The following is a 14,551-nucleotide window of genomic DNA, read 5'->3' on the forward strand; positions in this document are numbered from 1 at the left end:
CGGTCATAGCGTGATCCCCGGCGGCAGTTGGTCTGGCAGATGCAGGTCCTGGCTTTCCATGGACGCCACCGGATAGGCGCAGTAGTCGGCGGCATAGTAGGCGCTCGGCCGGTGGTTGCCGCTGTCGCCCACCCCGCCGAAGGGCGCATCGCCCGAGGCACCGGTGGTCTGACGGTTCCAGTTGACGATGCCGGCGCGGATGCGCAGCAGGAAGTCATCCCAGTCGGCCTGCTCGCCGCCGATCAGCCCGGCGGACAGACCGTAGCGGGTATCGTTGGCCATGGCGATCGCCTCGTCCCAGTCGGCGCTGCGATAGACCTTGAGCAGGGGGCCGAAGTGCTCTTCATCGGGCACCTCGACGCCGGTGACGTCGATCAGCGCCGGCGAAAGCAGGCTGGTGCCCTCCTCCAGACGCGCCATGCGCGACAGCACGCGGCCGCCTCGCGCTTCGAGGTCTGCTTGCGCTTCCAGCAGACCATCCGCGGCCTCCAGGGTGGCCAGGCCGCCGTAGAAGCCCGCCGGCTCGGCGAACTGGCTGGCCACGCGCAGCTTGCCGATGGCCTCGGCGAGGCCCTCCAGCAGCTGGTCGCCGGCCGCGCCGCGCGGCACGATCAGGCGCCGGGCGCAGGTACAGCGCTGCCCGCCGGAGGCGAAGGCCGACTGCAGAATGGTCAGCACGGCAGCGTCCTGATCCGGCACGTCCTTGACCACCAGCGGGTTGTTGCCGCCGAGCTCCAGCGCCAGGATCTTGCCCAGCTGATCGGCAAACTGACGCTGCAAGAGGCCACCGACCTTGGCGCTGCCGGTAAACAGCAGGCCGTCGATGCCCGGGTGCTGTGACAACGCCTGCCCCACCGGTGCCGCACCCTGTACCAGGTTGATGACACCGTCCGGCAGACCGGCCTCACGCCAGCACTGCAGGGTCAGGTCGGCGGTCAGCGGCGTCTGCTCGCTGGGCTTGAAGACCACGCTGTTGCCGGCCAGCAGCGCCGGCACGATGTGGCCGTTGGGCAGGTGCCCGGGGAAGTTGTAGGGGCCGAAGACCGCCATCACGCCATGCGGACGATGACGCAGCACGGCACGCGCATCCCCCAGGTCGCGTTCGCGCTCGCCGGCGCGTTCCTGCTGGGCGCGAATCGAGATCGCCACCTTGCCGATCATGGCGCCCACCTCGGTGCGCGCCTCCCACAGCGGTTTGCCGGTCTCGTGGGCAATCGCCGTGGCCAGGTCTTCGCGATGGGTTTCCAGCACTTCGCGGAAACGCTCGACCAGCGCCTTGCGCTCTTCCAGGGGCATGCGCGCCCAGTCGGGCATGGCGGAACGGGCGGCCTCCACGGCAGCGCCCACCTGGGCCTCGCTGGCAGCGCCGCCGGACCACAGCGATTCGCCGCTCACGGGGTCATGCTTGACGATTGCCGCGGCCTCGCCGGTTTGCCAGTGGCCGCCGATCAGTAGCTGTTGCGTCGCCTTCATCATGCCTCCTCGTCGGTATCCAGAATGCGCAGAGTGTCGCCGGCGCTGACTTCCAGCCGCTCGGCCTCGGCCTCGCTCAGGGTGAGTGTGCCGTGCTCATCGGGACCACGGCCGACCCAGGCGGCGCGAAAATCCGCCATCACGGTGTTGGCCGCCAGCCAGCGCGGACGCGGTGTCTGCTCCAGCTCGCCGGCCTTGATCTCGACCCGGCAGGGCCGCGACAGGCGAACCCCGCGTACATCGTCGATATAGGCCTCGACGGTGGGGCCGCCATCGAAGATGTCGATGAAGCCTTCCCAGCGCAGCCCTTCCTTCTTGAGCATCGCCAGTGCGGGGCGGGTATCATCGTGGACCTGGCCGATGCAGGCGCGGGCTTCCTCGGAGAGGAAGGGCGTATAGATCGGGAACTTGGGCATCAGCTCGCCGATGAAGCTTTTCTGCCCCAGGCCGGTCAGGCGATCGGCCTCGCTGAAATCCAGGGGAAAGAAGTGACTGCCCAGGCATTCCCAGAAGGGGCTGCGGCCGTCGGCGTCGAACAGACCGCGCATCTCGGCCAGCACCTTGTCGGGAAAGGTCTGGCGGAACTCGGCCATGAACAGCCAGCGCATCATCGACAGCAGGGCGCCGTTGCGCTCATGGCGCCGGTCGGCCCCCCGATATTCGGCACGCAGGAACAGCGAGGCCACCTCGGCATCCCCGGTATGGTCGGAACTCAAAAAGAGCGTATCGATGGTGCGATGCAGATCGAGCTGCACCGAAGAGTGCGCCAGGGTGCCCACACGATAATGGTAGAAGGGAATCTCGCGCCCCACCTGACTCTCGATGGCGCAGCAACCGGCCAGTTTGCCCTCGACTTCGTCCTCGAGGACGAAGAAGTACAGCCGGCTTTCCTCCGGCGTCTCGCCATTGAAGGCGCTCACCGCCGTGGCGATCTTGGCCGCCAGGAATTCGGTGTTATCCGGCAAGGAGGTGAAGCCGACGCCGGTTTCACGGGCCAGCACGCGCAGTCCTTCTAGATCGGACTCGGCAATCGGTCGAATGCGCATTACAGCTCTCCTTCGTCGTAACCGGGATCCAGCTCACTGCCGGCCAGGGCGAGGGGCGCGACCAGGACGGCACGGCCTTCCTCGACGCCCAGCAGCTCGGCATGCTCCGGCGACAGCATGAGCTGGCCGGTCGGCGACAGGGCGTAACGCGCCACCACACAGCGGAAATCGCCGAGGCGCTGATTGGCCACCATGGCCGGTTCGGCATCGGGCAGCGAGTGGGCCGGACGCACGCGCACCGGGTGCCAGGCCGCTTGACGGAAGCTCTCCAGGCGCGAGCGCTCGCCCTTGACCACCGGGCCGGCATCGAAGATGTCGACATGCCGCGAACGCAGGAAGCCCTCGGCCAGCATTTCGCCCACGGCCGACTCATAGGCCGGGTGCTCACGACCCACAGCAGCCCGCGCCTGAGGCGAGAGCAGGGCCAGATAGAGCGGAAACTGCGGCATTACCTCGGCGATGAAGCTCTTCGAGCGCACGCCGGCGATGTAGTTGATCTCCTGGAAGTCGCGCACGAAGAAGTGGCGACCCACGCTGTTCCAGAACGGCGACTGCTGCTCGCTGTCCAGGTAGCCGGGGAAGGCCATGGCCAGCACCTCGGCGAAGCGCTCCGGATACTGGGCGATGAACATCAGGCGTGCGCGGCGCAACAGGCTCTCGGCACTGGTGCCGCGATAGTGCGGATCCAGTGAATAGGCGCACAGCAGGCTGGCTTCCGACACCTCATGGGACAACGACAGAGTCGGCACCTCGCGGCGTACATCGAGTTGCTGCGAGGCGTGGATCAGCGTCTCCTGGCGATAGGTGTAGTAAGCCTCCTGGGCACCGGCCTGGGCGCGAATGGTGGCGGTGCCTACCGCCTCGCCCCGCTCCAGGTCCTCCAGCACGAAGGTGTAATGCTCATCGCCGGGAAACTCGACTTCGGCGTCGAAGGCGCGCTGGGAGCGCGCGATGCGCTCCTCCAGACGGTCACGATGCGCCGGCAGGTTGGTCAGGCGCGGCGTCGCGCTGCCCGCCAGGCGCTCCAGGGCCGGCAGATCCGCCGGCCGGGCAGGACGTACCACCAACATGGCATGACCTCCTCGGGTGTCGACTTGCGGCATGGCGGAAGCGCGGCTCACTGCTCGCCCACCAGACGCGCGATGGCTCGCTCGAGACGCGCCATGCCCTCGGCGATGTCGGCCTCGGGAATCACCAGCGAGGGCGCCATGCGCAGCACATTGGGGCCGGCGATCAGCGCCATCAGCCCTTCCTCGATGGCGAGAGGCAGGATTTCCTTGGCGCGCCCCTCGTATTCCGGACGCATCTCGGCGCCGATGAGCAGCCCCATGCCACGGATTTCCTTGAACACCTGGTACTTGCGATTGATCGTTTCCAGATGCTCGCGGAACAGCTCATGCTTGCGCGCCACGCCCTCGAGCACCTCGGGCGTGTCGATGTGCTGCAGCGCCGCCAGGGCCACCGCCGAGGCCAGCGCATTGCCGCCATAGGTAGAACCGTGGGTGCCCAGCGTCAGCGCCGGGGCGATGCGGTCAGTGGTCAGCATGGCGCCCACCGGAAAGCCGCCACCCAGCGCCTTGGCGCTGGTCAGGATGTCGGGGGTCACGCCGTACTGCATGTAGGCGAACAGCGAGCCGGTACGGCCAACGCCGGTCTGCACCTCATCGAAGATCAGCAGCGCATCGTGGGCATCGCAGAGTTCTCGCAGCCCCTCGAGGAAGGCCGGGTCGGCGGGAATGATGCCGCCCTCGCCCTGCATCGGCTCGACCATCACCGCACAGGTATCGTCATCGATCAGGTGACGCACACTTTCAAGGTCGTTGAACTCGCCATGCTCGATGCCGCCGGGCACCGGGCCGAAGCCCTGGGAATACTTGGGCTGACCGCCGACGCTGACGGTAAACAGCGTGCGGCCGTGGAAGGACTTGCCGAAGGAGACGATGCGACTCTTGTGCTCGCCATGCTGGTCATGGGCCCAGCGACGCGCCAGCTTGAGCGCGGCCTCGTTGGCCTCGCCGCCGGAGCTGCACAGATAGACCTTGTCGGCGAAGGTGCGCTCGACCAGATTGCGCGCCAGCTCGAGAGCCGGCTCATTGGTGTAGATATTGGCCAGATGCCAGAGCTTGTCGGCCTGCGTCTTGAGCGCATCGACCAGCACCGGATGGCAGTGGCCCAACGCGTTCACCGCGATGCCACCGGCGAAATCAATGTACTCCTTGCCCTGCTGATCCCACAGACGGCTGCCCTCGCCACGCACCGGAATGGTTTGCTGCGGCGCATAGTTGGGCACCATGTACTGGTCGAAGTCGCTGCGGGTCGGGGTCTGAGTCATGTCACGCTCCTTTTGCTCGAGAAGGCTCGGAAGGATGAAGCATCGCTCCTTCGAGTCATGGATCATTCGAGTATAAGGAGCCCGGCGCCGGGTGGCTTTCAGCAATGGGACGACGAATTGTGAAAGAAGGCAGGCCGGTACTCGTTCCTTGAGGCCCGCCAGACCCTTTGGCGCCGAATACGACAGGCCTTCGGGACGCTGCTACCGAGCCGGTCGCGGGGGCACCAGGGTGAACCATACACCGACCACGACCACCACGGCCCCCAGGAGCTCGGTGGCCAGGATCGGGTCACCCAGCCACCAGAAGGCGCCGAACATGGTGAATACCGGCAGCAGATTCAGATAGACCGCCGCGCCCGTGGGACCGAGGGTGGCGAGCGCATGATTGTAGAGCAGCAGCGCCACCACGGAGGGGAATATCCCCAGATAGAGAAGCCCCAGTGCCTGGTCGCCGGCAAGCTGGGGTAATACCTGCCAGGCGCCCTCGAGCAAGGCCACCGGCGCCAGCGCCAGGTTGGCAATGACCAGCATCACCAGCAGGCCGCCATAGCGCGGAAACAGTGCCATGTAGCGCTTGACGAGCATCGAGTAGCCGACCCAGATCATCACCGACAGCAGCATGATCAGATCCCCCGGGTTGAGCCCACCCGCCATGGCCACGCTGGCCTTGCCCGACATGATCACCAGCACGGCACCGACAAAGGACAGCCCCACGCCACCCCATTGCAGCCAGCGAAAGCGCTCGCCGAACACGATGGCACTGAACAGCAGGGTCGCCACCGGAATCAGGCTCTCGAGAATCGCCACATTGGTCGGCGAGGTGAACTTCAGGGAGGCATAGATCAGTGCATTGAAAAAGGCCACGCCGGTGAGCGCCAGCCCGAGCAGGGGCCGCCAATGTCGGCGAAAGACCGGCATGGCACGACGCGCCTGATGAAAGCCGAGCGGCAGCACCACCAGCAGGGCGATGAAGACGCGCCCCAGCGAAATGGTAAACGGCGGCAGCTCGGTCAGTGCCTTGCCCACCAGGATATTGCCGGAAAAGATCGCCACCACCAGCAACAGGAAAAGATGAGGTCGCAGTGCACGCATCCCGGATCTCCGATTAGGCCCTTGTCAGCCGGCCCCGGGGCAGGGTATGGCCCACTCCACTGCCGGCTGCTGTCATGTCAGCCGCTCTTCCCGCGGCGTCATGCCGAAGTGGTTGCGATAGGCGGTGGAGAAGTGCGCCGCCGAGGAAAAGCCGGTCTGCAGGGCGATGTCACCGGCCGGTCGATCGCTGTCGCGCAACAACCGCCGAGCCTTCTGCAGGCGCAGGTTGAGGTAATAGCGGCTCGGCACCGCCTGCAGGTACTTCTTGAACAGGCGCTCCAGCTGGCGCCGCGATATCCCCAGGTGTTCGGCCAGCTCATGGGTCGTCAGCGGCTCCTCGATGTTGGATTCCATCAGCGAGACGGCGTCCACCAGGCTCTGCGGCGCGTGGCCCAGGCGGGTGCGCAGTGGCACCTGCTGAGGCTCGTCGCCCATGCGAATGCGCTCGAGCACGAAGTGCTCGGAGATGCGCTCGGCCAGTTCGTTGCCATGATGGTGACCGACCAGGGTCATCATCATGTCCATGGCCGCGGTACCGCCACCGCAGGTCAGCCGGTCGCGGTCGATCTCGAAGAGCTGCTGAGACAGCCGGACCCGCGGATAGTCCCGGGCGAAGGCCTCGAAGCGCGGCCAGGGCAAGGTGGCGCGATAACCGTCCAGTACGCCGGTGCGTGCCAGCACTTCCGTGCCACCCCCAACGCCCCCCAATACCACGCGGGCCGCAGCCAGGCGTTGCAGCCAATCGAGCAGGTGGGTGGGCACACTGCCGGCCAGCGGCCCGGGCGCGCAGACCAGCAACAGGTCGAGAGACGCGGCGGAACCGCCGACAGCCGACTGGGGCAGCAGGGTCTGGCCGGAGCCGCTGGCCACCGGCCGCTCGTCGACGGCGAAGGTCGACAGCCGATAGAGCGTCCGCCCGGCCAGCCGGTTGGCGATATCCAGCGGCTCGCTGGCACAGGCCTGGGCCAGCATCGAGAAGCCGGGCAGCACCACCATCCCCACGTGTCGCGTCAGGGCATTGGCAAAGGGAGACCCGGCCTCCTCAACGCCCATCATCGATATCGTGCAGCGTCTCGATGAACGCATTGGAACGCGAGATGGCCGCCTGCATGCGCTCACGCAATGCCGCCACTTCACGCTCCAGTCCATCGACTTCGCCACGCAATGCGCCGATTGCCCGGGCATTGAGGTTGTGCTTGAGCAGCAGGACATTGTCGCGCATGACCAGCAGCACCGGCTGCATGCTGTCGGCGGCCTCCTGCATGGCATCGCGCATCTGCGCGTATCGCTGGCGGGTCTGGCGCAGGCGCTGCTCGGAGAGGCGGCGATACTCGGCACTCTGATAGAGGTCGAGCTCGTCTTCCCATTCCTCGAACAGCGCCTCGGCGACCGACTCGATGTCGTCGATGCGCGATTGAACGCGCTCGGCGGCGGCTTCGCTGCGCTCATGAGAGGTTTCGAGGCGCTCATAGGTCTCTGACAGCTCGCTGTCCGGCACGCGCACCACGGCACGGAACTGCTCCAGTGCCGAGGCGAACTGCTGTTCGGCCTCGACCTGGGCATCGCGCCCTTCCTCGACGCGATCCACCATCAGCTCACGCTTGTGAATGCCGACCTTTTCCAGGGCACCGTAATAGGCACTCTGGCACCCGGTCAGCAGCAGCACGGCGATAAGCGGCAGCAACCATGCAGCACAGGACCTCAGCGGAATACGGGGCATCATCTGGCCTCTCTCGAATGATCAGAGCTCGACGACGTCGAAGGAGCGCACCGGGTCCACGTCCGCGTCGTAGTCGACGTCGTCACGCTCGAAGCCGAAGAGCTTCAGGAAGTCATGCTTGTAGCCCGCGTAATCGGTGATGTCGAACAGGTTGTCGGTGGTGACCTCGGCCCACAGCGCCTTGCAGGCCTGCTGGACGTCGTCGCGCAGTTCCCAGTCGTCCAGGCGCAGGCGGCCGGCCTCATCGGTCGCCGCCTCACCGCCATACAGGCGCTCAGCGAACAGGCGATTGAGCTGGTCGATGGTGCCCTCGTGCAGGCCCTGCTCCTTCATCACCTTGTAGACCATGGCGATGTACAGCGGCATCACCGGAATCGCCGCGCTGGCCTGGGTCACCACGGACTTCAGCACCGCCACGTTGGCGCCACCGTCCTGCTCGCCGAGGCGCTTGTCGATCTCGCTGGCGGCACGATCCAGGTCTTCCTTGGCCTTGCCCAGGGCACCGTGCCAGTAGATCGGCCAGGTGATCTCGGTGCCGATGTAACTGAAGGCCACCGACCGGGCACCCGGCGCCAGCACGCCCGCCTTGTCCAGCGCATCGATCCACAGCTCCCAGTCTTCACCGCCCATCACCGCCTGGGTATCGGCGATTTCCTGCTCGGTGGCCGGCTCAACTTCTGCCTCGATGATAGCGTCCTTGTTGGTGTCGATGGCGGTGGCGTGGTAGGTCTCGCCGATCGGCTTGAGGCTCGAACGCTTGAGCTCGCCGCTGTCCGGCAGCTTGCGCACCGGCGAGGCCAGCGAGTAGACCACCAGATCGACCTGGCCGAGGTCCTGCTTGATCAGCTCGATGGCCTTGTCGCGCGCTTCGTGGGAAAAGGCATCGCCGTTGATGGCCTTGCTGTAGAGGCCCTCCTGCTTGGCGAACTTGTCGAAGGCCGCGGCGTTGTACCAGCCTGCGGTGCCCGGCTTCTTCTCGGTGCCCGGCTTCTCGAAGAACACGCCCAGGGTATCCGCGCCATAGCCGAAGGCGGCGGTGATACGTGCCGCCAGCCCGTAGCCACTGGACGCGCCGATGACCAGGACCTTCTTCGGGCCATCCTGCTTGTCCAGACCGCGCGCACGAGTTGCCTCGATCTGTTCGCGTACGTTCTGCTCGCAGCCGACAGGGTGAGTGGTGGTGCAAATGAAACCGCGTACCTTGGGTTTGATGATCACGTCAGACCTCTACATTGAATGCCGGTTTGGCCGGATGCCGCGCCACGCACGCTCCAGCGCTGAATGCTCGATCACGCCATTCTAGCGCCACTGGGCCGCAGTGTCCGCCCTCATCCGCGTACCTGGTCAAACGATCCGGGCAACGCCGGTTGAGTCGGCCCGCCGGCTGGGGCAGCATGCAGGTCCTGAAGCGATACTTCATCACCCTCGCAGGAGACCGCCATGGATGCCCAGACCCTCGTCGACGAACGTGGCGAATTATGGCTGGCCCTGGCGCCGCTGTGGCTGGAGCGCGAGCCCAGGGAGAGCGACTACGCGCGCATGATCGAGGTCATCGAACGCCATGACCTCAGTACCCGGGAGCTGGAGTGGGTGTTTCGACTGGAGCTCGCGCCGGTGCTATCCCGCCAGCAGATGTCGGTGGCCAGCGAATGGCGCAACTTCGACGACCACAAGTTGATGCGCCTGCTGGTGGCACACAACCTGCGGCTCAAGGGCTGGCGGCGCAAGAGCTGGGCGCTGTTTTCCGGGCTGACGACCCTGATGACCCGCCATCGCTGGAACGAGTTGATAGAGCGCCTGATGATCGCCCGGGGCGAAGCACCGGAGTAAACCTGGTTCGCGGCCTCTTCGTGTACATGAAAAATACACCAGTGTACACTTGCCGACTGATCCAGAGCACGGCTGCAGGGCTCTTGTGACCACGCTCTCCACTTGCGAACGCGCCAGGCCCCTTCGATGCCCGATACCGACCAGCGTCCCACCAAATGGAAAGGCTCACGCGAAGCCTGGCTGAATGCCGCCTTCGAACTACTGCTCGAGTCTGGTGTGGACAGCGTCAAGATTCTTCCGCTGGCCAAGCGCCTCGGGCTCTCGCGCACCAGCTTCTACTGGTTCTTCACGGACCGGGAAGCGCTGCTGCAGGCCCTCATCGAGCGCTGGCGGGAGACGAATACGCGGGGGCTGGTCGGCCAGACAGAAGCCTATGCCGAGACCATTACCGAGGCCGCGCTCAACGTCTTCGACTGCTGGCTGAACCCTGAACTCTTCGACTCGCAGCTGGAATTCGCCATCCGCAGTTGGGCCCTGCAGTCACCGGGCGTCACACAGGATATTGAAGCGGCCGATGAAGTACGTATCGAAGCCCTGAAGCAGATGTTCGAACGCTTCGGCTACTCGCCCCAGGAGGCCAATGTCCGCGGCCGCAGCATCTATCTGACCCAGATCGGCTACATCTCCATGAACTGTCAGGAGTCGGTGGCATTGCGCATGCAACGCGTGCCCTACTACGTGGAGATTTTCACTGGTCATCACCCGGAAGACCGCGACCTGCGACGCTTCCACGCCCGGCACGGCTGTCAACCCGACCCGAGCTGACTGACCGACATCCGCCCGGATGAATTCGCCCGCCGGGGACTTTCATGCATGGCCGCCCAGCTATCTTTCATTCGTGGTCGGACTCGCCATCACGCGCGGGGCATTCTCCCCTGGCGGTTCGATAGGCCGCCTGCAGCCCCTCGTGGACGACCCGCTCGAAGCCGCCCTCGATCATGGTGCGCAGCCCCTCGGCGGTGGTGCCTTGATAATCCACCAGGCGCTTGACCATCTCGCCGGGCTCGGCCGCCTGCTGTTCCAGCAACAGGCTGCCGCCCACCAGGGTCTGCATCACGGCTTCCCGGGCGATGTCGTCATCGAGCCCGGCCTGGCGAGCATGCGACAGCATTGCCTGCGCCAGCAGGGCCGGATAGGCGGGCCCGGCACCACTCACCGCCGTCAGGTAGTCAATCGCGTCTTCGGACGACACCTCGCGTGCCGTGCCGCAGCTTTCCAGCAACGCCTGCACGATGCCGCGATCGCCGTCACTGATGGCCGGTGACGCATACCAGGGAAAGTAGCCACGCTGGATTTCCGCGGCCGCATTGGGCATGGCCCGCACCACCCGCTGGGTGCCGAGCTGGCCGGCGACGGCATCCAGGGAGGCCATGGCCAGCAGCGATATCACCAGCTTGTCGCCGACCGGGATGTCGATATCCGCGAGATCCTGTGGACGAATCGACAACACGATGACATCCGCCAGGTCAGCGAGCTGCCGGTTATCCTGAACACAGCGCACGCCGGGCCAATCGGCATAGGCACCGGTGTGTGCCGAACGGGATGACACCACCAGTTGCTCGGGTGCCAACAACCGCTGCTCGAGCAACGCCAGCCCCAGGGATCGCCCTACCCAGCCCTGCCCGCCAATCACGCCAACCACCAGGTCTTTCAGCATGTGCAGCACCTCCGACGCCTTTTATGTACATCGATGAACATATGATTGACAATCATGTACAGGCGATTCTAACGTTGTCAAGAACACAACAAGATGGAGGGCCTGACCGTGGCCACCGATCCGCTGCTGCAGCCGTTTCAGCTCAAGAACCTGACCATCAAGAACCGTCTGATGATGACGTCCCATGAACCGGCCTACCCGGAAGACGGCATGCCCAAGGAGCTCTATCGTGCCTATCACGTCGAGCGCGCCAGGGCAGGCCTGGGCCTGACCATGACGGCCGGTTCGGCGGCGGTGTCCAGGGACAGTCCGCCGGTGTTCAACAACATCCTGGCCTACAAGGATGAGGTCGTGCCCTGGATGCGCGAGCTGACGGATGCCTGCCATGAACACGGCACGGCGGTGATGATTCAGCTCACCCACCTGGGCCGGCGCACGCGCTGGGACAAGGGTGACTGGCTGCCGGCGGTCTCGCCCTCGCACCATCGCGAGGCCTCGCATCGTGCCTACCCCAAGCAGGTCGAGGACTGGGATATCGAACGCCTGATCCGCGATTACGCCGATGCCGCCGAACGCATGCATGCGGCGGGGCTCGACGGTATCGAGCTGCAGGCCTACGGCCACCTGATGGATCAGTTCTGGTCGCCGCTGACCAATACCCTCGAGGGCCCTTATGGCGGCAGTCTGGACAACCGACTGCGCTTCACTTTCGAAGTGCTCGAGGCCATTCGCAAGCGGGTGGGACCGGCGTTCATCGTCGGCCTGCGCTATACCGGCAACGAGATGCTCGAGGGTGGCCTGACGCCGCAGGACGGCATGACCATCTCCCAGCGCCTCAAGGACAGTGGCCTGGTCGACTTCCTCAATGTGGTGCGCGGACACATCGATACCGACCCGGGCCTGACCGATGTCATCCCGGTACAGGGCATGCGCAGTGCCCCCCATCTGGATTTTGCCGGTGAGATCCGCCGTCAGGTCGACTTCCCGACCTTCCATGGTGCCAAGATTCAGGATGTCGCCACAGCCCGTCATGCCATTTCCTCCGGCCTGGTCGACATGATCGGCATGACCCGGGCGCACATGGCCGACCCGCATATCGTCCAGAAGCTGACGGAAGATCGCGAGGCGGAAATTCGCCCCTGTGTCGGTGCCAACTACTGCCTCGACCGCATCTATCAGGGCGGCGCCGCCTACTGCATTCACAACCCGGCCACCGGGCGTGAAACCACCATGCCGCATACCATCCCACCCGCCGATCAGCGCCGCCGGGTGGTCATCATCGGCGCCGGTCCGGCGGGACTGGAGGCCGCCAGAGTGGCCGCAGAGCGCGGGCACGAGGTACTGGTGCTGGAGGCGTCCAGCGAGGCCGGCGGCCAGATACGCCTGACCGCCCAGAGCCCACGCCGACGCGACATGATGGGTATCATCGACTGGCGCCTGTCGCGCTGCGAGGCGCTGGGCGTGGCGATTCGCTACAACGTCTTCGCCGAGGCCGAGGAAGTGCTCGCGGAGAACCCGGACGTGGTGATCGTGGCCACCGGCGGCTACCCCATCGAGAACATGCCGACCCAGGGCCACCAGCTGGTGGTCAACACCTGGGATATCCTCTCGGGCCACGTTGCGCCGGGCAACAAGGTGCTGCTGTTCGATGATGCCGGTGACCATGCCGCCCTGCAGGCGGCCGAGATCATCGCTCACACCGGTGCCGAAGTGGAGATCATGACGCCCGACCGAACCTTCTCGTCGGAGATCATGGCCATGACCCTGGTGCCCTACATGCGCGAATTACAACGCCCCAATGTAACCTTCACGCCCACCTACCGGCTCAAGTCCGTGGAACGGGCGGATGGCGAGCTGCTGGCGCGTATCACCAGTGACTACATGGACCTGGATCATGAGCGTCGTGTCGATCAGGTGGTGGTCAACTACGGCATCACGCCCATGGCCGATGTGTACTTCGAGCTCAAGGAACATGCGTCGAATGGCGGCGAGGTGGATTATGACGACCTGATCGCCGGCAACCCGCAGTCGGTGGTGCGCCATGCCGAAGGGGGCTTCCAGCTGTTCCGCCTGGGCGATGCGGTGGAGTCGCGCAACACCCATGCCGCCATCTATGACGCCCTCAGGCTGGTCAAGGACATCTAGTTACACAAGGGGTTCACGACGCCCGTGAACGACGGCCCATCAGACTTCATGCGCGGGCTACCAGGGCTCATCCAGGATGGACTCCAGCGCCTCGTTCAGATCCGCGATGCGGGTTTTCGGCGAAAAGCGGCGCACCACGCGCCCGTCCCGGGCGACCAGGAACTTGGTGAAGTTCCACTTGATGACGCCGGTACCCAGCACACCGGGCGCCTCGCGTTTGAGTTCGACGAACAGAGGATGCGCATGGCGCCCATTGACGCGCACCTTTTCCATCAGCGGAAAGGTGACGCTGTAGGTCTGCTCGCCGAAGGAACAGAACCCCTGGGCGGATTCCGGTGACTGTCGGCCGAACTGGTTGCAGGGAAAGGCCAGGATGGTGAAGCCCCGGTCGCGGTGGCGACGGTAGAGGCGCTCCAGCTCGCCGAGCTGGGAGGTAAAACCGCAGCGGCTGGCCACATTGACGACCAGCAGCACCTGGCCACGCAAGGCGCCTAGATTGAAGGGCTCGCCGCTGTGCGTGCGGCAATCATGATCGTGAATGCTCATGGCTCGGGCTCGCTGTCTGTTACTTCACGATGCCACGCCGACCCGGCCGGCGCCAGCCCCTTCCCGCAACAGGTGACAACGCGGCGCTCAAGGCTCGGCATACAAGCTGCCATCCGCGACAAGCGCCTCGACCACCTGACGGGTATCCGGTGTTACGCCTTCCAGCGCCAGCGCCTCCGCGGGCGGCAGCCAGAAGGCTTCGGCGACCTCCTCGGCCTGCAGGCTCAGCGGGCCGCTGTAATCGACCAGGAAGGCACTGCCGAAGATGAAGTTGCCTCCCGTCGCATGCACGAACTCCAGCTGGTGCCTGAGGCGTTCGCGATGTATGCCGAGCTCCTCCGCCAGCTCGCGTTGCGCCGCCCGGTGGACCGCCTCGCCGGCGCCGACGACGCCGCCGGCCGCCAGGTCGATCCCGCCGGGAAAGACCTCCTTGGACAGCGTGCGACGCTGGACACAGAGTTCACCGCGAGCGTTGCGCACCACGATATAGGTGGCCCGATGCCAGAACCGGTAGCGCCGCATGGTCGCTCGCGGGGCGCTGCCGCAGGGGCGATTGCGGGCATCGACCACCTGCACGCGCTCCTCGGAAATACGCTGAACGGCCGGTGCATCGGGCAGGCCGGCGGAATACTGGGGCATGACGATTTCTCCGCGGACGACGCTATCAGCCTAACGTCTCGCACGCAGGCCGTCACTGACACCGGACCGCG

14 protein-coding genes are annotated in these 14,551 nt (G+C 65.4%); 3 read left to right on the forward strand and 11 right to left on the reverse strand.

The genetic code is table 11. The features are described from left to right. Window positions 1–3 precede the first annotated feature (3 nt). The 8 genes from astD to fabV all read right to left on the reverse strand — a co-directional run bounded on the left by astD (window position 4) and on the right by fabV (window position 8,881). Window positions 4–1,473, reverse strand: a complete 1,470-nt coding sequence (astD, locus tag QWY79_RS05505; RefSeq protein WP_290270849.1) for a succinylglutamate-semialdehyde dehydrogenase — start codon at window positions 1,471–1,473, stop codon at window positions 4–6. Further along, a complete protein-coding gene (gene astA / locus QWY79_RS05510) occupies window positions 1,473–2,519 on the reverse strand; it encodes an arginine N-succinyltransferase (RefSeq protein WP_290270685.1) in 1,047 nt (348 codons plus the stop codon). Before astA ends, astD begins: the two co-directional genes overlap by 1 nt. Further along, window positions 2,519–3,589, reverse strand: a complete 1,071-nt coding sequence (locus QWY79_RS05515) for an arginine N-succinyltransferase (RefSeq protein WP_290270687.1) — start codon at window positions 3,587–3,589, stop codon at window positions 2,519–2,521. Before QWY79_RS05515 ends, astA begins: the two co-directional genes overlap by 1 nt. Before the next feature lie 47 nt (window positions 3,590–3,636). Next, window positions 3,637–4,851, reverse strand: coding sequence for an aspartate aminotransferase family protein (locus tag QWY79_RS05520; RefSeq protein WP_290270689.1), 1,215 nt, complete (start codon window positions 4,849–4,851; stop codon window positions 3,637–3,639). 201 nt (window positions 4,852–5,052) lie between these two features. After that, entirely contained in the window at window positions 5,053–5,943 is an 891-nt protein-coding gene (locus tag QWY79_RS05525; protein WP_290270691.1) for a DMT family transporter, read from the reverse strand. A 72-nt stretch (window positions 5,944–6,015) separates the two neighbouring features. Next, window positions 6,016–6,996: a GlxA family transcriptional regulator gene (locus QWY79_RS05530; protein ID WP_290270851.1), complete on the reverse strand. Its 981-nt coding sequence runs from the start codon at window positions 6,994–6,996 to the stop codon at window positions 6,016–6,018. Beyond that, complete coding sequence (locus tag QWY79_RS05535) at window positions 6,986–7,666, reverse strand: DUF2959 domain-containing protein (RefSeq protein ID WP_290270693.1); 681 nt, start codon at window positions 7,664–7,666, stop codon at window positions 6,986–6,988. The genes QWY79_RS05530 and QWY79_RS05535 overlap by 11 nt, the downstream gene beginning before the upstream one ends. 18 nt (window positions 7,667–7,684) lie before the next feature. Then, the gene (gene fabV, locus QWY79_RS05540; RefSeq protein WP_290270695.1) at window positions 7,685–8,881 is read right to left on the reverse strand and encodes an enoyl-ACP reductase FabV; all 1,197 of its coding nucleotides are present in this window, start codon (window positions 8,879–8,881) and stop codon (window positions 7,685–7,687) included. Between the two features lie 222 nt (window positions 8,882–9,103). Between fabV and QWY79_RS05545 the strand changes: the two genes are divergently transcribed. Both QWY79_RS05545 and QWY79_RS05550 read left to right on the forward strand, forming a co-directional pair. After that, window positions 9,104–9,493: a DUF7079 family protein gene (locus tag QWY79_RS05545; protein ID WP_290270697.1), complete on the forward strand. Its 390-nt coding sequence runs from the start codon at window positions 9,104–9,106 to the stop codon at window positions 9,491–9,493. A 126-nt stretch (window positions 9,494–9,619) separates the two neighbouring features. Beyond that, on the forward strand, window positions 9,620–10,258 hold the full coding sequence (locus QWY79_RS05550; protein ID WP_290270699.1) for a TetR/AcrR family transcriptional regulator: 639 nt from the start codon (window positions 9,620–9,622) through the stop codon (window positions 10,256–10,258). Between the two features lie 67 nt (window positions 10,259–10,325). On the opposite strand, the gene QWY79_RS05555 is transcribed toward QWY79_RS05550, so the two are convergent. Continuing rightward, window positions 10,326–11,150, reverse strand: a complete 825-nt coding sequence (locus QWY79_RS05555; RefSeq protein WP_290270701.1) for a pyrroline-5-carboxylate reductase family protein — start codon at window positions 11,148–11,150, stop codon at window positions 10,326–10,328. Window positions 11,151–11,258: 108 nt separating this feature from the next. On the opposite strand from QWY79_RS05555, the gene QWY79_RS05560 reads away from it, so the two are divergent. Further along, the gene (locus tag QWY79_RS05560; protein WP_290270853.1) at window positions 11,259–13,295 is read left to right on the forward strand and encodes an NADH:flavin oxidoreductase; all 2,037 of its coding nucleotides are present in this window, start codon (window positions 11,259–11,261) and stop codon (window positions 13,293–13,295) included. A 57-nt stretch (window positions 13,296–13,352) separates the two neighbouring features. Here the strand turns inward: QWY79_RS05560 and QWY79_RS05565 are convergent, their stop codons facing one another. Together QWY79_RS05565 and QWY79_RS05570 are read right to left on the reverse strand one after the other, a co-directional pair. After that, on the reverse strand, window positions 13,353–13,841 hold the full coding sequence (locus QWY79_RS05565) for a glutathione peroxidase (protein ID WP_290270703.1): 489 nt from the start codon (window positions 13,839–13,841) through the stop codon (window positions 13,353–13,355). Between the two features lie 87 nt (window positions 13,842–13,928). Further along, window positions 13,929–14,480, reverse strand: coding sequence for an NUDIX hydrolase (locus QWY79_RS05570; RefSeq protein WP_290270705.1), 552 nt, complete (start codon window positions 14,478–14,480; stop codon window positions 13,929–13,931). Window positions 14,481–14,551: the final 71 nt, after the last annotated feature.

This window comes from Halomonas sabkhae (assembly GCF_030409265.1).
Classification (GTDB): Bacteria; Pseudomonadota; Gammaproteobacteria; order Pseudomonadales; family Halomonadaceae; genus Halomonas; species Halomonas halmophila.

Coding starts and splice junctions, on each gene's coding strand:
- astD (WP_290270849.1), bottom strand. CDS start 1,473: ATGAAGGCGACGCAACAGCTACTGATCGGCGGCCACTGGCAAACCGGC.
- astA (WP_290270685.1), bottom strand. CDS start 2,519: ATGCGCATTCGACCGATTGCCGAGTCCGATCTAGAAGGACTGCGCGTG.
- QWY79_RS05515 (WP_290270687.1), bottom strand. CDS start 3,589: ATGTTGGTGGTACGTCCTGCCCGGCCGGCGGATCTGCCGGCCCTGGAG.
- QWY79_RS05520 (WP_290270689.1), bottom strand. CDS start 4,851: ATGACTCAGACCCCGACCCGCAGCGACTTCGACCAGTACATGGTGCCC.
- QWY79_RS05525 (WP_290270691.1), bottom strand. CDS start 5,943: ATGCGTGCACTGCGACCTCATCTTTTCCTGTTGCTGGTGGTGGCGATC.
- QWY79_RS05530 (WP_290270851.1), bottom strand. CDS start 6,996: ATGGGCGTTGAGGAGGCCGGGTCTCCCTTTGCCAATGCCCTGACGCGA.
- QWY79_RS05535 (WP_290270693.1), bottom strand. CDS start 7,666: ATGATGCCCCGTATTCCGCTGAGGTCCTGTGCTGCATGGTTGCTGCCG.
- QWY79_RS05545 (WP_290270697.1), top strand. CDS start 9,104: ATGGATGCCCAGACCCTCGTCGACGAACGTGGCGAATTATGGCTGGCC.
- QWY79_RS05550 (WP_290270699.1), top strand. CDS start 9,620: ATGCCCGATACCGACCAGCGTCCCACCAAATGGAAAGGCTCACGCGAA.
- QWY79_RS05555 (WP_290270701.1), bottom strand. CDS start 11,150: ATGCTGAAAGACCTGGTGGTTGGCGTGATTGGCGGGCAGGGCTGGGTA.
- QWY79_RS05565 (WP_290270703.1), bottom strand. CDS start 13,841: ATGAGCATTCACGATCATGATTGCCGCACGCACAGCGGCGAGCCCTTC.
- QWY79_RS05570 (WP_290270705.1), bottom strand. CDS start 14,480: ATGCCCCAGTATTCCGCCGGCCTGCCCGATGCACCGGCCGTTCAGCGT.